16 protein-coding genes and 4 tRNA genes are annotated in these 18,276 nt (G+C 60.0%); 8 read left to right on the forward strand and 12 right to left on the reverse strand.

What is annotated here, in order from left to right:
- Positions 1 to 63: 63 nt before the first annotated feature.
- Complete coding sequence (locus QRN10_RS20535; RefSeq protein WP_253511732.1) at positions 64 to 1,029, reverse strand: bile acid:sodium symporter family protein; 966 nt, start codon at positions 1,027 to 1,029, stop codon at positions 64 to 66.
- Between the two features lie 157 nt (positions 1,030 to 1,186).
- Complete coding sequence (gene rdgC, locus QRN10_RS20540) at positions 1,187 to 2,107, reverse strand: recombination-associated protein RdgC (RefSeq protein WP_181079918.1); 921 nt, start codon at positions 2,105 to 2,107, stop codon at positions 1,187 to 1,189.
- Between the two features lie 159 nt (positions 2,108 to 2,266).
- Between rdgC and QRN10_RS20545 the strand changes: the two genes are divergently transcribed.
- The 4 genes from QRN10_RS20545 to QRN10_RS20560 all read left to right on the forward strand — a co-directional run bounded on the left by QRN10_RS20545 (position 2,267) and on the right by QRN10_RS20560 (position 2,786).
- A tRNA-Val gene (locus tag QRN10_RS20545) sits at positions 2,267 to 2,342 on the forward strand.
- 19 nt (positions 2,343 to 2,361) lie between these two features.
- Positions 2,362 to 2,438: transfer RNA gene (locus QRN10_RS20550), tRNA-Asp, on the forward strand.
- A 176-nt stretch (positions 2,439 to 2,614) separates the two neighbouring features.
- Positions 2,615 to 2,690 (forward strand) — tRNA-Val (locus QRN10_RS20555).
- Between the two features lie 19 nt (positions 2,691 to 2,709).
- Positions 2,710 to 2,786 (forward strand) — tRNA-Asp (locus QRN10_RS20560).
- Between the two features lie 308 nt (positions 2,787 to 3,094).
- Here QRN10_RS20560 and QRN10_RS20565 read toward each other — a convergent pair.
- A complete protein-coding gene (locus QRN10_RS20565; protein WP_285429011.1) occupies positions 3,095 to 4,261 on the reverse strand; it encodes a catalase family protein in 1,167 nt (388 codons plus the stop codon).
- A complete protein-coding gene (locus tag QRN10_RS20570) occupies positions 4,258 to 6,066 on the reverse strand; it encodes a di-heme-cytochrome C peroxidase (RefSeq protein ID WP_181079916.1) in 1,809 nt (602 codons plus the stop codon). Before QRN10_RS20570 ends, QRN10_RS20565 begins: the two co-directional genes overlap by 4 nt.
- Positions 6,067 to 6,313: 247 nt before the next feature.
- On the opposite strand from QRN10_RS20570, the gene bamJ reads away from it, so the two are divergent.
- The 4 genes from bamJ to QRN10_RS20590 all read left to right on the forward strand — a co-directional run bounded on the left by bamJ (position 6,314) and on the right by QRN10_RS20590 (position 8,611).
- Positions 6,314 to 7,054 carry a BamJ family beta-barrel-assembly machinery protein gene (gene bamJ / locus QRN10_RS20575; RefSeq protein WP_253511743.1) on the forward strand — a complete coding sequence of 247 codons (741 nt, stop codon included), beginning with the start codon at positions 6,314 to 6,316 and terminating at the stop codon, positions 7,052 to 7,054.
- 298 nt (positions 7,055 to 7,352) lie between these two features.
- Entirely contained in the window at positions 7,353 to 7,808 is a 456-nt protein-coding gene (locus tag QRN10_RS20580; protein WP_181079914.1) for a YkvA family protein, read from the forward strand.
- Between the two features lie 96 nt (positions 7,809 to 7,904).
- On the forward strand, positions 7,905 to 8,243 hold the full coding sequence (locus tag QRN10_RS20585; RefSeq protein WP_266248703.1) for a helix-turn-helix domain-containing protein: 339 nt from the start codon (positions 7,905 to 7,907) through the stop codon (positions 8,241 to 8,243).
- Complete coding sequence (locus QRN10_RS20590) at positions 8,240 to 8,611, forward strand: hypothetical protein (protein WP_071484740.1); 372 nt, start codon at positions 8,240 to 8,242, stop codon at positions 8,609 to 8,611. Before QRN10_RS20585 ends, QRN10_RS20590 begins: the two co-directional genes overlap by 4 nt.
- On the opposite strand, the gene QRN10_RS20595 is transcribed toward QRN10_RS20590, so the two are convergent.
- The 8 genes from QRN10_RS20595 to QRN10_RS20630 all read right to left on the reverse strand — a co-directional run bounded on the left by QRN10_RS20595 (position 8,608) and on the right by QRN10_RS20630 (position 18,245).
- Entirely contained in the window at positions 8,608 to 10,377 is a 1,770-nt protein-coding gene (locus QRN10_RS20595) for a bifunctional diguanylate cyclase/phosphodiesterase (protein WP_181079912.1), read from the reverse strand. The genes QRN10_RS20590 and QRN10_RS20595 overlap by 4 nt on opposite strands.
- Before the next feature lie 117 nt (positions 10,378 to 10,494).
- Positions 10,495 to 12,576: a carboxy terminal-processing peptidase gene (locus QRN10_RS20600; protein WP_253511749.1), complete on the reverse strand. Its 2,082-nt coding sequence runs from the start codon at positions 12,574 to 12,576 to the stop codon at positions 10,495 to 10,497.
- A gap of 324 nt (positions 12,577 to 12,900) precedes the next feature.
- Positions 12,901 to 13,554, reverse strand: a complete 654-nt coding sequence (locus QRN10_RS20605) for an HAD family hydrolase (protein WP_253511753.1) — start codon at positions 13,552 to 13,554, stop codon at positions 12,901 to 12,903.
- A 28-nt stretch (positions 13,555 to 13,582) separates the two neighbouring features.
- Positions 13,583 to 14,572, reverse strand: coding sequence for an ABC transporter ATP-binding protein (locus QRN10_RS20610; RefSeq protein WP_181079909.1), 990 nt, complete (start codon positions 14,570 to 14,572; stop codon positions 13,583 to 13,585).
- Positions 14,569 to 15,369 (reverse strand): ABC transporter permease, encoded by an 801-nt coding sequence (locus tag QRN10_RS20615; protein ID WP_285429012.1) that lies wholly within the window; start codon positions 15,367 to 15,369, stop codon positions 14,569 to 14,571. Before QRN10_RS20615 ends, QRN10_RS20610 begins: the two co-directional genes overlap by 4 nt.
- Positions 15,356 to 16,201, reverse strand: coding sequence for an ABC transporter permease (locus QRN10_RS20620; RefSeq protein WP_285429013.1), 846 nt, complete (start codon positions 16,199 to 16,201; stop codon positions 15,356 to 15,358). Before QRN10_RS20620 ends, QRN10_RS20615 begins: the two co-directional genes overlap by 14 nt.
- Positions 16,198 to 17,004, reverse strand: coding sequence for an alkaline phosphatase family protein (locus tag QRN10_RS20625; RefSeq protein ID WP_285429014.1), 807 nt, complete (start codon positions 17,002 to 17,004; stop codon positions 16,198 to 16,200). The genes QRN10_RS20620 and QRN10_RS20625 overlap by 4 nt, the downstream gene beginning before the upstream one ends.
- Before the next feature lie 164 nt (positions 17,005 to 17,168).
- Positions 17,169 to 18,245 (reverse strand): ABC transporter substrate-binding protein, encoded by a 1,077-nt coding sequence (locus tag QRN10_RS20630; RefSeq protein WP_253511759.1) that lies wholly within the window; start codon positions 18,243 to 18,245, stop codon positions 17,169 to 17,171.
- Positions 18,246 to 18,276: the final 31 nt, after the last annotated feature.

Here is an 18,276-nt window from a genome sequence, read left to right on the forward strand (position 1 = left end):
CTTGAAAGCGTCGCGGGGTCGTCCCCGCGAAGTCCGTCAGAGTGCCGAACATCGAGCCGGCGATCAAGTTGGTGGGGTGTGTTCCACTGCGCGGCGGTCTTGCTCTTCGCTCATGCGGCGGAAGTAAGTCGACAGCAACGCCCCCGAAATATTGTGCCAGACGCTGAATAGCGCGCTCGGCACCGCCGCCAACGGCGAGAAGTGCGCGCTGGCCAGCGCGGCGCCCAGCCCGGAGTTTTGCATGCCCACCTCCAGCGCCAGGGATTTGCGTTGCGCCAGAGGCAGCTTGAACAGGCGACCGGTGAAGTAGCCCAGCAAGTAGCCGAAGCTGTTATGCAGCATCACCACCGCCATGATCAACAGGCCCGACTCGGCAATCTTTGCCTGGCTCGCCGCAACTACCGCGGCGACGATCATCACGATGCTGATCACCGATACCAGCGGCAATACCTCCACCGCATGGCGCACGCGCTCACCGAGCACGCGTTGCGCCACCACGCCGAGGATGATCGGCAGCAGCACCACTTGCAGGATCGACCAGAACAGCTCCATGAACGACACCGGCAACCAGGCCGACGCAAGCAGCCAGATCAGTGCCGGCGTCAGCAGCGGGGCGAGGAGGGTGGTGACAGCGGCGATGGCCACCGACAACGCCAGATCGCCACGGGCCAGCCAGGTCATGACGTTGGACGAGGTGCCGCTTGGGCAGCAGCCCACCAGGATCACACCGACGGCAATTTCCGGCGGCAGATGAAACGCCTGGCACAACAACCAGGCCACGCCGGGCATGATCACGAAGTGCGCCACCACGCCCAGTGCCACGCGCCATGGATGGCGCGCGACTTCGGCGAAGTCATCCAGTTTCAGGGTCAGCCCCATACCGAACATCACCAGGCCCAGCAACGGCACGATGGCGCTTTTGAGGCCGATGAACCAGGTCGGTTCGAAGAACGCCACAACGGCGAAAATCAACACCCAGTAGGCGAAGGTATTGCCGACGAAGCGGCTCAGGCTGGCGAGGGCGCGCATGGGGATGTCCTTTTTTGTTGGTCTTTTTTGAAAGGTTGATGCGGTCAAATGTGGGGAGGGGGCTTGCCCCTATCGCACTGTGCCGGCCAATGAATAAGTTGACCGACACCGCGCAATCCAGAGCTCGCCCCCTGCCGCATCCCGATCCTCACACGGCTTAGATGCCCTGCGGGGTCTCTTCGCCGCCCAGTGCTTCGATCAACGCCGGCAGGAAGTCGCCGAACGTCAGCATCATCAGGGTAAAGCTGGCATCCAACTGGCCCAAGGCTTCGTCGCCGCCGTCCTGTTCGGCCTGGTCCTGCAGCAGGTCTTCGAACTTCAGGCGCTTGACGGTCATTTTGTCGTCGAGCATGAAGGACAGCTTGTCCTGCCAGGCCAGGGCCAACTGCGTTACCACTTTGCCGGTGGTCAGGTGCAGTTGGATTTCTTCGCTGGTCAGGTCCTGACGCTTGCAACGGACGATGCCGCCGTCTTCGTGAGTGTCGCGCAGTTCGCATTCGTCGAGAACGAAGAAATCATCGGCCGGTTTCTGGGTGGTGACCCAGTCGGTCATGATGGCGGTCGGTGCGGTTTTAACCGTCAATGGGCGTACCGGCAGGGTGCCGATGACTTCACGCAGGGTCGAGAGCAAGTCTTCGGCGCGCTTGGGGCTGGCTGAGTTCACCAGGATCAGACCTTGTTTCGGCGCAATGGCGGCGAAGGTCGATGAGCGACGAATGAACGCGCGGGGCAGGAAGGCCTGAATGATCTCATCCTTGATCTGGTCGCGCTCCTTCTTATAGACCTTGCGCATCTGCTCGGCTTCGATTTCTTCGACCTTCTCTTTGACTGCGTCGCGCACCACGCTGCCCGGCAGGATACGTTCTTCCTTGCGCGCTGCGATCAGCAGGAAGTCACCGCTGACGTGAACAAGGGGGGCATCTTCGCCTTTGCCGAACGGTGCGACGAAACCGTAAGTGGTCAACTCCTGGCTCGCACACGGGCGTGCCAGTTTGGTGGCCATGGCCGCTTCCAACGCCTCGGCATCAACAGGCAGATCTTGGGTCAGGCGATAGATAAGCAGGTTCTTGAACCACATGGGGTGAGTCTCTCCTTTATACAAAGGGGGGCATTATTCTCTTCATATTGGCGCAGGCCAACCCTGCCTAAGCCATTGGAAGGCATGAAAAAAAAGATTTAAGAAAGTGCTTGCCAGACCTGAGGGCGCTCCGTAGAATGCGCGCCACACCGAAACGAAGGGTGATTAGCTCAGCTGGGAGAGCATCTGCCTTACAAGCAGAGGGTCGGCGGTTCGATCCCGTCATCACCCACCATTCGCTTCACGTGTTACGCGCAGCGGTAGTTCAGTCGGTTAGAATACCGGCCTGTCACGCCGGGGGTCGCGGGTTCGAGTCCCGTCCGCTGCGCCATATTCGGTTACCTGGAACACTGAACGCCAGGTCGCCACAGAAAGCCCGCTTAATCGCGGGCTTTTTGCTGTTCGACATACGGCAAAAAATCGCGCGCTTAATTTTTTTAAAATAAAGTGCATTTAAATCAAGACATTACGATTTTTTGGTGTATGATGCGCCCACACCGAAACGAAGGGTGATTAGCTCAGCTGGGAGAGCATCTGCCTTACAAGCAGAGGGTCGGCGGTTCGATCCCGTCATCACCCACCATTCGCTTTATGTGTTACGCGCAGCGGTAGTTCAGTCGGTTAGAATACCGGCCTGTCACGCCGGGGGTCGCGGGTTCGAGTCCCGTCCGCTGCGCCATATTCGGTTATCTGGAACGCTGAACGCCAGGTCGCCACAAGAAGCCCGCTTATTGAGCGGGTTTTTTTTCGCCCGGGATTTGGCTACTCGACTTTTTTCTTGTGTGTCTGACGCGTAGCCAGGTGTTCAAAGCAAAACGAGGCAGTGCCGAACACCGCGATCAAGGTGAGTACGATCATGCCGAGGGTTGAGCTTTCCACGTTGATTTCCTACGTGATGGGGTAGGCGCTCAAGGTAGATTCGCGGCAAACATGTCTCAATAGACCCGACGCAATCCTTACGGCACCGGGCCCGTTGTTATGCACTCTTTACGGTGCGTTGCGGCTATGACGGTAATCGCTGACCGCTTCGTACACCGCCTTGCGCAGACGGTTGATACCGCCGATGGGGCGGTGCTCCGCGACGCCGAACCAGGGATTGAACGACTGGTTGTCACAGGCCAGGTTCTGCGCCGGCGTATCGAAGTCCTGAGCAGGAATCCGTACGGTGGCCACGGTTTCATAGGGCGCATCGCTCTCCTTCCACTCGATGCTGGTGTCTTCGATAGGCATGAATTTCTGCGGGTTCTGCCGCTGGATCTGCAATTCGAAGCACGCCGGCACCCGGTCCGTGGACAACTGCTGGCTCAAGGCGCTGCGCAAGAAATTCGGCAAGTCCTGGTTCTGTTTGGGCAGCACGTACTCCGGGCAACTCTGAGGGGCGGGCGCCACGCGGAACTTGGCATTGGCCGTACCGAACTTGTAGGGCGATACCGAAAAGTAGGTGGTCTGCGTCGGGCTGGCGGGCGCCGGCGCCAGGGTTGCGAGGGCGATAAACAGGTGACGCACTTGCCAACTGCGTGGGTCGATACCGGGAAAGAATGCCAGGACTTTCTTACCGTCCGCCTGGGCGCCGATGTTCTGTGCGTACTCCGCTACGTCGCTGACGAAAAAGTTGGGATGACTGAACATCACAAAGTCTTGCTCGGTACGGGCTTGTTGGTCCGCCAGCAGCTGTTTGCCGGGCACGTCGAGCAGCTTGAGGGCCATGCCCCGCGCGTCGCGGATACTGTCGAACTGGGGGTAAGCGTTGCCATTGGACAGTCGCATCAGCGCCTGCCAGGTCTTGCCCGGTTCGGCGAATACACCCTGGCGCAGCGCAGGATCCAGATCGGACAGCACGCTGACTTCGGCCTTCACGCAGCCGTGCGCCTTGGCGTGGGCGTCGCGCAGGTAGCGTGTACCTTCGCGATGCTGATCGACGATGCGCACCGCCGTTTGAATGATGCCTTGGGTCATCGCCGCTTCGCCCGGCGGCACCTGCTCATCCGCCGGCACCGGGCCGCTGTGTTGCCAGGCGTACCAGACGCTACTCGCCAGCCAGCCAATCAGGCCCAGCGCCACCAGCCAGAGCAGGGTCTTGCCGACAAAGCGGCCAAGGCGCAGCCAGAGGCGTGCGAGCAGGGAGGGGCGATCGTATTGAGATCGAATCATCATGGCAGTTGTTGCTCCAGAGGGCCGCCCAGTACTTTGAGGTATTCCAGCAGTGCCCAGCGCTCCTGCGGCAGCAAGCTGCGGCCAATCACGCCATTGCCTCGCTGACCGGCTCGGAATTCGTGGCCGCTGTTATGGTTGCCGGTCACTCGGGTATCGAACAGGAAGGCATTGTTGAATGCCGCGGTTTCAAAGCCCAAGTGGCGCGGGTCGTAGTTGAAGGTGCCTTTATAGAAAGTGGTGCTGCGCTCATCCTGAGGCGAGAGCAACTGGTAAATGGTCGGCACCGAGCCGTTATGCAGGAATGGCGGCGTAGCCCATACGCCGGCCAGCGGGCGCGCCTTGTAAGCGCGCAATTCGCGCACGCCGATCGGCAGGCCGTAGCCATCCAGGCGCGGGCGCTCGGCCGGGGTCACGCCGGCGGCGCGGTAGGCGTGGTCTTCGACGAAGGCGGTGACGTAGGCCAGGCCTTTGGCCACGGACATATTCTTCAGATCCAGCGGCTCGGTAGGGCTGGGGTGCAGTTCGACATTCAGTCTGGCCAGCTCGGTCGGGTCCCATTGCAGGGCGCTGAGATCGTAACGTCGATCGGCAATGTTGGCGGCGGTGCCGGGGTCGGTGCCGATGTACTCAACCGGCAGCATTTTCAAGTGCTGCACCGGACGGCCGTTTTCCTCGGTGACATTCGGTACGTGGCAGCCTGCGCAATTTTCCGCGAACAGTGCGCGACCCTGCGCCGCCAGCGGCTTGTCGATGGCACCGAACAGGTCTTCGGGCCAGGTGGGTGGCTTGAGGCGCTGCAGGGTTTCTTCAATCAGGTTGAGGTCGCGCACCCTTACGCTGGAAGGGTAGCGCGCATCGCCTTGCAGGGGCTGACCGGCGCTGTCGAAAAAGGCCAGGGTCGCGCCCACGCCCAATGCTTCGCCGATATTGCGTGCCATGGGCTGTTGGGCCGAGCCGTTCCATTGCACCCAATCGAAGGTCCAGATATCCCACAGTTGTGGGTAGTCCACCGGCGCGTTGGCCACGCGGTAGTTGTCCGCCGAAATGGCATCGCCAAAACTGGCGTTGGCGATACGGCCAAAGGCGTCTGTACGGCCGGGGCCTTCTTCGGTGGGGTAGAGGCCCCGGTGGGTGTCGTTCCAGGCGACTTTGAAAAACTGATTCAGCGACTGCTTGAAGTCCTCGCGCAGTTGGCTGTGTTCGGCGTCATAGCGATCTTTGAGCACCTGGCGGGCGAACCGTTCGAATTTCCAGGGGTTGTAATAAGTGGCGGCCAGGCTGGCGACCAGGGCCTGGCCGAAGCTGCCACCGCGCAATGTCGGTACGCTGGAGGGCAATACGTGCTGGGCCGAGCCGCCATCGATACGCAGCGCCTGGCCTTTGAAGTGCAATTCGCCGGTGTGGCACGCCGCGCAGGTGATATCCAGGTATTCGACGTTGCTGTCGGCATTCTTGTGGCGGGCGAACCCTACGGGCAGGTTGCCGGGATTTTGCGCGGAGGGTACTTGCCTGGGGTCGACCAGGAAACCGAAGCGCGCCAGGTACTCAGGCGTGGCAAAGCGTTGCTCGGAGAACGGCAGTTCAAGGGCGGTGAACCACTCATAATGCAGCCCCTTTACCTGGGTACCTTGGGGCGTGAAATAGTAGATCTGGCGGTCGGCGGCGCTCCATTGGTCCTGGTAGTGCACGTGCTTGACGGGCACGTAGGCCGGCAACCTGGGGTTGATGGTGTAATAGATCACCACGGCCACCGCCAAGCCCAGCAGCAGCCCGAGCAGCAGCAAAATACGGGAAAATAGGCGCAAGATAACTATCCTTGTCTAGGGGTTGCGTTGTTATGCCACTACGCCAGGAGTGCGGCAAGTGGCCATGAGCCTGGATGAAGGCGGTCCCGCGGTCCGTCGCGGGCCCTCATGATGAATGAAAATGCTTTTAAACACGTGAACTTATCGGAAGTTTCCTGCTCACATGCCGGTAGCCATTGGTCGTGGCCGCCTGATAAGCTCGCGACTTTATTCAAATGCCCTATTGGCGCATGAACAAGGAAATAGCATGAAACAGCATCGGTTGGCGGCGGCGGTGGCCCTGGTTAGCCTGGTACTTGCGGGTTGTGATTCGCAGACCAGCGTAGAGCTGAAAACCCCGGCGCAAAAAGCTTCCTATGGCATCGGCCTGAACATGGGCAAGAGCCTTGCCCAGGAAGGCATGGATGACCTGGATTCCAAAGCGGTAGCCCAAGGCATTGAAGATGCCGTCGGCAAGAAAGAGCAGAAGCTCAAAGACGACGAACTGGTTGAAGCGTTCGCCGCACTGCAAAAGCGTGCTGAAGAACGCATGACCAAGATGAGCGAAGAGTCGGCAGCCGCCGGCAAGAAATTCCTCGAAGAAAATGCCAAGAAAGACGGCGTCGTGACCACGGCTTCCGGTCTGCAGTACAAGATCACCAAGAAAGCCGATGGCCCGCAGCCTAAGCCTACCGACGTGGTGACTGTTCACTACACCGGCAAGCTCACCAACGGCACTACCTTTGACAGCTCCGTGGATCGCGGTAGCCCGATTGACCTGCCGGTCAGCGGCGTGATTCCGGGTTGGGTCGAAGGCCTGCAATTGATGCACGTTGGCGAGAAGGTCGAGCTGTACATCCCATCCGACCTGGCCTACGGCGCGCAAAGCCCGAGCCCGGCGATCCCAGCCAACTCCGTGCTGGTATTCGACCTGGAGCTGCTGGCCATCAAGGATCCGGCCAAGGCTGACGCACCTGCCGCACCTGCCGCACCTGCCGCCAAGAAGTAATCGGCGCCTGAACACACAACGCCCCGTCGAGACGGGGCGTTGTTGTTTCTGCGGCCTGCACACATTCAACCGAACGTCCAAAGCCTGTAACAGTCTGATATAACACTTGAGCACGGGTAACCGCACGGCAACGCCAAGTCAATGAATTCTTGGGTTTTTTTGATGTGCGCAAAAAACGCCCGATCTGACTGCAAGCCTTGTAGTTCGTGGCTTTCAGCCCGCAAAACAGGCTCTGTTCACAAGGTTATCCACAATTTGTGTGGATAACCTTGTGTGTCGACTGGAACTGGAGTGACCCATGAAACCACCTTTCAATTTCACCCGATTCCTGCCCATGGCGGCTCGCTTGCTGGGACGCGGACGCTTGCCGACGTTGCTGTTCGCGGTGGCGGCCAAGGGCTCCAGCCAGGGCAACCGCCTGGGTAAACTCAAGGATGATCTCAAGTTGCTTCAGGCCCTGTGCCTGGCCTACTGGCGTGGTGAGTACCGCGCCATCAGCCCCAAGGCGCTGATTTCGATAGTGGCCGGTCTGATGTATTTCCTGAGCCCGATTGATGCGATCCCGGACTTCATCCCGATGTTCGGCATGTTCGATGATATCGCCGTACTGGCGTGGGTGATGAAGACGTTGGAAGGCGAATTGAGCGCCTTTCGCGCCTGGCGTAATGCCCAGCGCCCGGAGAAGCTGGCGGTGGTGGAGCGTCTGCCTGCAACGCCGGCGCTGTTGGCTGAGGAAAACCCGCAAAAAAACTGAACCCGTGGCTATCCCCCTGCGACCTTTGTGGCTGTTAGGATTACACTCCTAAGGAAAGTGCTTACGCTGTAAGTGTTGTTATCCTACGGGGCGGTCATGGATATTCAGATAATTTCACGCAATGGCGAACCCGAATATGCGGTGTTGCCATGGGATCAATACCAGGCGCTGCTCAACGCGGCCGGTCAGCAACAGCCTCCGTCACCTTCTTCCCCTGTTGCCCGAGCGGTTGCCGAGCAGGACCTTCGGCCGCTCGCCGACTTGCGTGGGCTGCGTGAAGCCAAGGGCCTGGCTATTGAAGGACTGGCCCGCACCGTGGGCATCAGCCCCTCGTATCTTGAATTGATCGAAAAGGGTGAGCGCCAGCCGGATGCCGCGATCCGCCGCAGCCTGGCCTGGGAATTGGGCGTTGCAGGGTGGAGGGATGAATCTTGAGTTTACGTATCAGCCGTCAACACTGGGATGGGTTGCTCAACGAGCTGGACCAGGCGCGCCGCCAGCGCCATTTGCTGACCTACCGCGCGCTGCTTGAGCGCCTGCAATTCCCCTCGCCAGCCATGCAGACCCTGGCCGCGGCCCTCGAGCACTTGGCGGCGCTGGATGCCAAAGCCGAGCAGCCATTGCGCAGTTCCCTGGTGATCAGCCAGGGCGCCAGCCGCCTGCCGCGTACCGGTTTCTTCGAATGCGTGGAGCGCCTGGGGCGTTTCAGCGGGCCGTCCGATGGCGTGGCCGCGGCTTCCTGGCATGCGTCCGAGGTGGTGCGGGTGTTCGAGTACGAGTACCCGGAATCCGCCGAGGCCTAAAGTGGCTGGGGCAGCATGTCCATGCTGTCGATGACATGGATGCTGTAGCCGGCCACATCTTTTGCGTGGTGCTTGGCCTGCGACGCCAGCTCTGCCAACTGACTGGCATCCAGGTGCCCGCAGGCCTGTGGGTATAAATGGACCACGCCGATCGACAACGACAGCAATGCGAATTCCTGACGTATGCCCTGGCGGTTCAACGCCACGAAGCAGCCGGCATCCAAGTGTTCGGCGCGGTAGAAGCGTCGGCACTGGGTGTGGAAATCATCCAGCAACTGATTGAGCCGCCTGCGCCAGTCCTGCGGCCCCAGCACCAGTAGAAAATCATCCCCACCGATATGCCCGACGAAGTCGCGGCTGGGGTCGACCCGGTCGTTCAGGCACTGCGCCAGGCACAGCAACACCTCGTCCCCACGTCCATAGCCGTAGATATCGTTGAAGGGCTTGAAACTGTCGATGTCCACGTAGCAGATCACCGATTCACGCTGTTGCTGCAACAGCCGTGCGAGGCACTGCTGAATCGGCACGTTGCCCGGCAGCAGGGTCAATGGGTTGGCGTAGCGCGCCTGTTGGATTTTCAGTTCGGTAATTAACTTCAGCACATCGATCACCCGCCCCAGGCCCAGGTAATCGCCATTGAGCGTGATGATAAAGTCTTCCTCGATCCGTTGCCGTGCGCGGCTGGTCAGCAGGCGGCTGACCTGTTGCAGCGACTGGCTCAGTTCCACCGCCAGGAAGTCGTTGCTCATCAGGCGGCTGATGGGCTTGCGCGCGAACAGGTCGGTGGCGAACGGCTTGAGCAGCGCGTCGGACAGCGAATGCCGATGCACGATACCCACCGGGTGGCCGCGCCCATCGAGTACCGCCAGGGAATTGAGATTGGCCTGGCGGCGAAACGCCTCCAGCACCTGGGCGGTGGCAGTATCCTGGTCCACGGCCGGTTGTTCGTTGAGCAGGGCGCTGAGGTCACTGCCTTCATCGTTGAGGGTCACGCTGGCGCTGTCAGGCTTGGGCAGCATCAGGCGTGCTTCCTGCGGCGGCTGTTCCTGCGGGCGGCAGAGCAGGTACCCCTGGACCAGGTCGACGCCCATCTCGGTCAACACTGCCAGCTCCTCCGGCAATTCGATCCCTTCGGCGATGACCTGCGCGCGCGACGCCCGAGCGATCTGCAGGATCGAGCCGACAAACTCGCGCTTGAGCGCATCCTGATGGATGCCATCGATAAAATGACGATCGATCTTCACATAGTCCGGGCGCAGCTCCGACCATAACCGCAGGCTTGAATAGCCGGCACCCAAATCGTCCAGAGCAATCGAAAAACCCATGTTGCGATAGTGATGCAACGCGGTCTGCAAGAGGTTGAAATCGTCGGTGGGCGTCTGCTCGGTGAGCTCGATCACCACCTGGCTCGGCGGGATGCCAAAGTCGTGCAGCAGTTGTAGGGTGCGCCCGGGTTGGTGTGCGGTTTCCATCAGCGATTCGGGTGAGATGTTCAGAAACAGCTTACCCGGCAGCTTTTGCTCGCTGAACCGGCGGCAGGCGCTCTCGCGGCAGGCAATTTCCAATTCGCTGAGGCGGCCGGTTTGGCCCGCGATGGCGAACAAGGCGACGGGCGAGTGCAGGGGGCTGTTGGATGGCCCGCGACTGAGGGCTTCATAACCAAGAATCCGCCGCTCGGACAAGCAGATGATCGGCTGGAACAGACTGTGCAAACTGCCTTGAGCCAGGATTGAGCTCAGTGCATTCAGCTGTTCGGTCGTGGTCATGGCGGTCTCGGTCAAAAAAAAGGACCCCAGGCCTGAAGCCTGGGGTCCCTCATTTCACGACAGAATGATGTCTATTTGATGACACTCCGGGGAGCGTTCACATTAAATTGCCATCAGTTACTGCTTGGCTACCTGCTTGCTGATCTTCAGGTAATCCAGCAGGATCCGCCCGGTTTCAGCCAGGTAGGCATCGTCTTCCGGCTTGGTTTTATCCGCTTCGGTCGGCAATGCATCTTCGTCTTCTTTCTTCAACTCTTTGAGCGGATCCTCGCCCTTGGCCTTGCGACGGATGTTTTCCAGGGCCAGTTGCTTGTTTTCGATATCGCTGTGCTGTGCGCGACGGTCCACTTCATTAAGGCTGACGGTTTTTTCTTCCATCAGTTTTTTGGCCAGGGCCAGTTTGTCGCGGATGAAGACGAACTCGGCATCTTTGGCAGAGCGAGCGTCGTGGTCAGCTTTCAACTGTACGAGGAACGGTTTGAACGGGTCGGAGGCCGGCTTGATCGCGGGACGAATGGTGTCCCACGGCATGGCTTCCGGCAGGGCGCTTTCGCCGATTTCCTTGGTGTCGATGACCGACGGGAAATCAATGTCAGGCAATACGCCCTGATGCTGTGTGCTTTGCCCGGACACTCGGTAGAACTTCGCCAGTGTCAGCTTGAGCTCGCCATGGTTGAGCGGCTGGATGGTCTGCACCGTGCCTTTGCCGAAGGTCTGGCCGCCGATAATCAATGCACGGTGATAATCCTGCATGGCACCGGCGAAAATCTCCGACGCCGACGCCGAGAGACGATTGACCAGCAGTGCCATCGGCCCTTTGTAGAATGCGCCTGGATTCTCGTCTTCCAGCACGTCGACACGGCCGTCGGCGTTGCGTACCAACACGGTCGGGCCCTTGTCGATAAACAGGCTGGTCAGTTCGGTGGCTTCCTGCAGCGAGCCACCGCCGTTATTGCGCAGGTCGATGACCACGCCGTCGACTTTTTCCTTCTGCAGCTCTGTCAGGATTTTCTTAACGTCGCGGGTGGTGCTCTTGTAGTCCGGATCACCGGCACGGAACGCCTTGAAGTCCAGGTAGAACGCTGGGATCTCAATCACCCCCAGTTTGTAGTCCTTGCCATCCTGCTTGAGGTTCAGGACTTTCTTCTGCACCGCCTGGTCTTCGAGTTTCACCGCTTCGCGGGTGATGGACACGATCTTGCTGGTCTGGTCGTTGGGCGCGTTGGTGTGCGGGATTACTTCCAGGCGCACCACGCTGCCTTTCGGCCCACGGATCAACTTGACCACTTCGTCCAGGCGCCAGCCGACCACATCGACCATCTCTTTGTCGGCCTGGGCCACGCCGATGATCTTGTCGGCCGGGGCGACCTGCTTGGTCTTGTCCGCCGGACCAGCCGGCACCAGACGCACGATCTTGACCTGGTCATTATCGCTTTGCAGGACGGCACCGATGCCTTCCAGCGACAGACTCATATTGATATCGAAATTTTCCGCATTATCTGGCGACAGATAATTGGTGTGCGGGTCGTAGGACATCGCGAAGGTGTTGATGTACGCCTGGAAGATATCTTCCGCGCGGGTCTGGTCCAGACGCGCCAGCTGATTCTTGTAGCGCTTGGTCAACAGCTCCTGGATGGCCTTGGGTTCCTTGCCGGCGATCTTCAGGCGCAGCACTTCGTCCTTGACGCGTTTGCGCCACAGGTCGTCGAGGGCGGCGGTGCTGGTCAGCCAAGGGGCGTCCTTGCGGTCCACCAGAAGGGTTTCCTTCTGGGTGAAGTCAAGTTTGTCGACGCCTTTGTCCAGTTCAGCCAATGCGAAGTCCAGACGCGCTTTGACGCGGTCCAGGTAGCGCTTGTAGATGGTGAAGCCGGGTTGCAGGTCGCCGCTCTTGAGGAAGTCGTCGAACTGGGTCTTCCACTTGTCGAACTCAGCGATATCGCTGGCCAGGAAGTAGCTGCGCGACGGGTCCAGCAGCTTGAGGTAGCTGTCGTAGATGATCACCGAGCGCGCGTCGTCCAGCGGCGGCTTGCTGTAGTGATGACGCTTGAGCAACTCGACGACGTTAAGGCTGGCAATCACCTCATCGCGATCCGGCTGAAGGTTGTCCCAGCTGTTGGCTGCGAACGTATTGGTCGACATCGACGCAAAGCCGAGACCAATGAAAAGAGCGAGGGCGGTGCTGGGGAACAGATGCTTCATGCTGGTTCGACGCGGGGGCAATTGATAACGCATATTAGGCCGTCTTTGAAGTCGCCGGTTCCGTGTGGGCCGGTCGCATAATGCAAAAAGCCCGGCGCTACTGCTACGGGCTCAGTCCAGAGTCACTATGGAGGCACTGTGAAAGCATTGCAAGGCGTTGAAGGTCATGTGATGTGCTTGGCGCTCGGAGTCCTACACACGATGTAGGCTCGTTTCGCATTCCAATGACGACTTCCGGCCTTGATCGCGCCGATTTATGGCAGCCCGCAGGGCTCTGTTCACCATCCGCTGACAGCGTGCGCCCTGGCGCGGAGTTCACGCGCATCAAACCCAGTGATGAATCGGCCAGTTCGCCTGCTCGGCATGTGCCCGCAACACCGGGTCCGGGTTTACCACCTGCGGATGATCGACCTTCAACAGCAATGGCAAATCATTGCGCGAATCCGAATAGAAGTACGCGCCGTCCAAAGTTTCATTTTCCTGCGCCAACCAGTCCTGCAAACGCGTAATCTTGCCTTCACGGTAGGTGAGTACGCCCACGGTCTTGCCGCTGTAAACGCCATGGCTGACCTCCAGCTCAATCCCCAGTACCTCATCGATACCGATGCGCGCCGCAATCGGCTTGACCAGATGCGTGCCCGAGGCCGAGATCACCAGAATCCGGTCGCCCTGAGCGCGGTGGCGGGCAATGGTTTTGGTGGCGTCGCTGTAGATCAGCGGTTCGATCACGTCTTCGACCCACGGCTCCACCAAGTGCTCGATTTCTTCCGGCGTGCGGCCGATCATCGGCTCCAGGCTGAAGTCCATAAAGTCTTCCATGGCCAGTTTGCCCTGGCTGTAGGCGTCCATCAGTTCGTTGTTTCTGCGCATGAACGACTCGGGGTCGACCCAGCCCAGACGGCCCATCTGCTCGCTCCATAAGGTGGCGCAGTCGCCGTGGATCAGGGTGTCGTCCAAATCAAAAATTACCAGTGCCATCCGTTACGCTCTCTCAATAAATCGCTGCTCAGGCTACTTCACATAGCGCGCTGGGGTCGATGGAAAGTGCCAGGCGCTGGCCATCGGGGTGCAGATCGTCGGCCGAGCGGTTGAGTACATCCACCACCAGTTCCACGCCCCGGGCCTCGATGCGGTAGCGGATCACGTTGCCCAGCAGGCTGTGGCTGCGTACCTGCGCGTCGAGTTCGCCGTTGCGGCTCAGTTCGATGGCTTCCGGGCGGATCGCAATGCGCCCGCTGATCGGGCGTTGCAGCAAGCGGCTGGCCTTGTCGGCGTCCAGCAGGTTGTAGTTACCGATAAAACCGGCGGCGAAAACATCCACCGGCGCTGTATAGAGCGTCTCCGCATCGCCGCTCTGTACGATCTTGCCCTGGTTCATCAGGAAGATGCGGTCGGACATGGTCAGCGCTTCTTCCTGGTCATGGGTCACGAAAATCGTGGTGAGCCCCAATTCGCGCTGGATTTCGCGGATCTGTTCGCGCAGATGCTTGCGAATCCGCGCGTCGAGCGCCGACAGCGGTTCGTCAAGCAGCAGCAGGCGCGGCCGGGTGACCAGGGAGCGGGCCAGGGCCACGCGCTGGCACTGGCCGCCGGACATCTGGTGCGGGTAACGGCCGGCCAGCTCAGTGAGTTCGACCAGTTGCAGCACTTCCTGCACGCGCCTGCGGCTGTCATCGGCGTTGACCTTTTGCATGCGCAGGCCGAAGGCGACGTTCTGTTCCACGGTCATGTTGGGGAACAGCGCGTAACTCTGGAACACCATGCCGATGTTGCGTCTTTGTGGGCTCAGCGGAACGATGTCCTGGCCGTCCAGCAGGATCTTGCCGCTGTCTACCGCGGTCAGCCCGGCGATGCAGCGCAGCAGCGTTGATTTGCCGCAACCGGACGGTCCGAGCAGGGTGACGAATTCGCCCTGGGCGATGTCGCAGTTGATATCGCTGAACACCGGCGTGCCGGCGTAGCTTTTCTGCAAGTGTTGCACGCTGACGAAGCTCATTGGCTTTTGTCCTTGTTCAAGAAGGTGGCGGCCCAGGTCAGTACCAGCACAAAGAAGAAGTAGGAAATGACCACGGCGCTGGTGAAATGGCCGCTGCTGTTGCGCATGTTGTTGAGGTACACCTGCAGGGTTTCGTAGCGGGTGCCCACCAGGATGTTGGCGAACACGAACTCGCCGAACAGGAACGAGAACGACAGCAGCAGCGCCACCATCAGGCCTTTTCGCAGGTTGGGCAGTACGACCAGGATCGTGGCCTGCCAGGTGCTGGCGCCGAGCAGTTGGGCGGCGTCCATCAGGTCACGCAGGTTGATGGCCTGCAGGTTGTTGGTAATGGCCCGGTACATGAATGGCAGCGCCACGGTGAAGTAGCAGCCGATCAGGATCCACGGCGTGCCCACCATCGCCATCGGCCCGGAGCCGTAGAGCTGCAGCAAGCCGACCGACGACACCACAGGCGGCACCGCAAAGGGCAGCAGGATCAGGATATTCATCAGCGCGTCGAGCTTGGGGAAGTGGTAATGCACCACAAACAGCAGCGGCAGGATCAGCACCACCGACAGGATCAACGCGCCCACACACACCAGCAGCGACTGACCGAAGGCCATCAGGAAGCGCGGGTCGCTCCACAGCTGCACATACCATTTCACGGTAAAACCGGCCGGCAGAATGGTCGCCGACCAACTGCTCGCAATCGAATAGATAAACGTGCCGACCAACGGCAGTACCAGAATGGCAAATAGCAGGTACACCACCACGCGATGGTAGAGCGAGGCCGGGCCGGCTTCAGCGCGAGACATGGTAGCTCCTCTTGAGCAGCAATTGATGGGCCACGGTGATCACGGTCATCAGCGCCACCAGTACCACAGCGAGTGCGCTGGCCATGTTCGGGTCCAGGGAGATATCCCCTGACACCATCGCCGCGATACGGATCGGCAAGACATTGAAATTGCCGGTGGTCAGCGCGTACACCGTGGCATAGGCGCCCAGGGCATTGGCCAGCAGGATCACGAACGTGCCGAGCAGCGCCGGTGTCAGTACCGGCAGGCCGATGTGCCGCCAGAATTGCCAGCTGCTGGCGCCCAGCAGCGACGCCGACTCGCGCCAGTCTTCGCGCAGGGCGTCGAAGGCGGGGTAGAGCAGCAGCACGCCGAGGGGAATCTGGAAATAGGTGTAGAGGATGATCAACCCGGTTTTCGAGTAAAGGTTGAAGTCTTCGATGATGCCTGCCTGCTTGAGCATGATCGTGATACTGCCGTTGAACCCCAGCAGGATGATGAAGGCGAAGGCCAGGGGTACGCCGGCGAAGTTGCTGGTCATGTTGGCGAAGGCGGTGACGAAGTTGCACAGGGGCGAATCCACCCGGCGCAGCGAGTAGCTGCCCAGCACGGAAATGATGATCCCGAACACGCTGGAGTAAAAGCTGATTTCCAGGCTGTATTGGATGGCCTGCAGGTAGAACTTGGAGCTGAAGATCCGCGTGAAGTTGTCTACGCCCCAGCCGGAGTCTTCGGTCTGCAGGCTGTTGATCAGCACCCACACCAGCGGTGCGATTTCGAACACGATAAAGAACAGCGTGAAAGGCACCAGGCATAGCAGCGCCAGCCATTTGCCGCGAGTCATGGCATTCACTTCAATAGCTCCCGGCACACAGGTTTGTCGTGGGGCACGCCCAACAGTTCGCAGACGGTACCGCACAGGTCGGTTTGTTTCGGTGCGGCCTTGGCATCCAGGCTGAAGGCATCGCCGAGGACAAACAGCGGCACTTCGCGCTCCTCCGGCAACAGGCCGTTGTGGGAGCGGTCGTTGTTCATGCCGTGGTCGGCGGTCACCAGCACTTGGTAGCCGGCGTCGAGCCAGCCTTGCAGGTAGTCGGCCAGGATGATGTCGGCCGAGCGTGCGCTGTTGCGGTATTGCGCGGTGTCGAGGCCGTGCTTGTGACCGGCATCGTCGATGTTCATCGGGTGCACCACCAGGAAGTCCGGCGCGTGCTTGAGGCGCAGGCTTTCGGCGTCGGCAAACAGGTGGGAGTCCGGGTAGTGGTCATTCCAGTAGAAATGCCCGTGCTGGATCGCCAGCGCCTTGTCGTCGGTATGACGATCGCGGGCGGCGAGAAAGGGTGTGCGGTTGTATAGCTCGCTGACCCAATGGTAAGCCGCTGCCGCCGTGGTAAGACCGGCGTCGCGGGCGTAGTGGAAAATGCTGCGCTGGTTGGACAGGCGCGAGACGTTGTTGTGCACGATGCCGCTCTGGATCGGTGGCACGCCGGTGAGGATGCATTCATACAGCGGGCGGGACAGTGAGGGCAGTTCACATTCCAGTGTGTAGAGGGCTGCGCGTCCTGCGCCGACATAGGCCTGCAAATGCCCCATGGCGTGCCTTGCAACCTCGAAGTTAAGGCCGTCGAGCACGACAAGGATGACGGGGTGCTTCATGGGGGCTGGCGCTCCGCAACAGGTTATTTCCGGTAAAAACGCGGTTCAGGTGTGGGAGCGGGCTTGCTGGCGAAAGCGGCGTATCAGAACAAATGTATTGGCTGACATACCGCATTCGCGAGCAAGCCCGCTTCCACATTGGATCTCCAATGCGGAATAAACCCTTATTTCATCTCTACGATGACCTGCTCATTCCACAGCTGAGGCAGTTTCTTGGAGGTTTTTTCCCAGGCATCGGCATCCTTGATCGGCTGTGGATTGGCCTTGGTGTACTGCTCGCCCGGGATCAGGTTCTTGGCGATATCGGCCGGCAGTTTCAGGTCGGTTTCGGCACGGATGGGGCGCGCATTGCCCCTGGCCAGGTTAAGTTGGCCGGCATCGCTGAAGATGTATTCGCGGGTCAGCTTGGCCGCGTTCGGGTGCTTGGCGTATTTGTTGATGATGGTGGTGTAGCCGGATTTCACCGAGCCGTCCGATGGGATCAGCACCACGTAGTCATCCGGGTTGCCCATCTTGGCTTTGTAGCTCAGGCCGTTGAAGTCCCAGACGATGCCCACTTCGACTTCGCCTTTTTCCATGGTGGCGATGGTCGGGTTGGACAGCGAGAGGCGACCTTGCTGGGCAATTTTGGTAAAAAACTGCAGCCCGGGGGCAATGTTCTTCTCGTCGCCTTTATTGGCGATGGCCGCTGCCAGTACGCCGTTGGCCGCCTGTGCCGCCGTGCTGACGTCGCCCACGGAGACCTTGTACTTGCCGGTTTGCAGGTCGGCCCAGCTGTGGGGCACTTCAGATCCATGCAGCAACTTCTTGTTGACGATAAACGCAATCGTCCCGGTGTATGCCAGGGCCCAGTGGCCGTCCTTGTCTTTTGCCCAATCCGGCACCTGGGCCCAGGTGGACGGTTTGTAAGGCTGGGTCACTTCCTGTTTCACCGCAATCGGGCCGAAGGCTGCGCCGACGTCGCCGATATCGGCGCTGGCGTTGTCTTTTTCGGCCTTGAACTTGGCGATTTCCTGCGCCGAACTCATGTCGGTGTCGATGTGCTTGAGGCCATAGGTCTTGGCCAGATCGTCCCAGGTGCCTTTCCAGTTGGCCCAGTCATCGGGCATGCCGACGCTGTTGACGGCGCCTTCGGCCTTCGCGGCGGCTTCCAGCGTTTTTAGATCGGTATCGGCAGCCATGGCGGCGGTGCACATGGCAATGGTCGAGCCTAACAGTGATGCCAGGAAAAGCTGTTTCATCCGAAGCTCCTATGGGCGTTAACAACGCTGC

This window comes from Pseudomonas sp. lyk4-R2A-8, from assembly GCF_030209095.1.
In the GTDB taxonomy this organism is placed as follows: Bacteria; Pseudomonadota; Gammaproteobacteria; order Pseudomonadales; family Pseudomonadaceae; genus Aquipseudomonas; species Aquipseudomonas quebecensis.

Bases quoted from the DNA above. Each gene is read 5' to 3' on its own strand.
- QRN10_RS20595 (WP_181079912.1), bottom strand. From the start codon at position 10,377: ATGACCACGACCGAACAGCTGAATGCACTGAGCTCAATCCTGGCTCAA.
- QRN10_RS20600 (WP_253511749.1), bottom strand. From the start codon at position 12,576: ATGAAGCATCTGTTCCCCAGCACCGCCCTCGCTCTTTTCATTGGTCTC.
- QRN10_RS20585 (WP_266248703.1), top strand. From the start codon at position 7,905: ATGGATATTCAGATAATTTCACGCAATGGCGAACCCGAATATGCGGTG.
- rdgC (WP_181079918.1), bottom strand. From the start codon at position 2,107: ATGTGGTTCAAGAACCTGCTTATCTATCGCCTGACCCAAGATCTGCCT.
- QRN10_RS20580 (WP_181079914.1), top strand. From the start codon at position 7,353: ATGAAACCACCTTTCAATTTCACCCGATTCCTGCCCATGGCGGCTCGC.
- bamJ (WP_253511743.1), top strand. From the start codon at position 6,314: ATGAAACAGCATCGGTTGGCGGCGGCGGTGGCCCTGGTTAGCCTGGTA.
- QRN10_RS20625 (WP_285429014.1), bottom strand. From the start codon at position 17,004: ATGAAGCACCCCGTCATCCTTGTCGTGCTCGACGGCCTTAACTTCGAG.
- QRN10_RS20610 (WP_181079909.1), bottom strand. From the start codon at position 14,572: ATGAGCTTCGTCAGCGTGCAACACTTGCAGAAAAGCTACGCCGGCACG.
- QRN10_RS20630 (WP_253511759.1), bottom strand. From the start codon at position 18,245: ATGAAACAGCTTTTCCTGGCATCACTGTTAGGCTCGACCATTGCCATG.
- QRN10_RS20605 (WP_253511753.1), bottom strand. From the start codon at position 13,554: ATGGCACTGGTAATTTTTGATTTGGACGACACCCTGATCCACGGCGAC.
- QRN10_RS20565 (WP_285429011.1), bottom strand. From the start codon at position 4,261: ATGATGATTCGATCTCAATACGATCGCCCCTCCCTGCTCGCACGCCTC.
- QRN10_RS20615 (WP_285429012.1), bottom strand. From the start codon at position 15,369: ATGTCTCGCGCTGAAGCCGGCCCGGCCTCGCTCTACCATCGCGTGGTG.
- QRN10_RS20535 (WP_253511732.1), bottom strand. From the start codon at position 1,029: ATGCGCGCCCTCGCCAGCCTGAGCCGCTTCGTCGGCAATACCTTCGCC.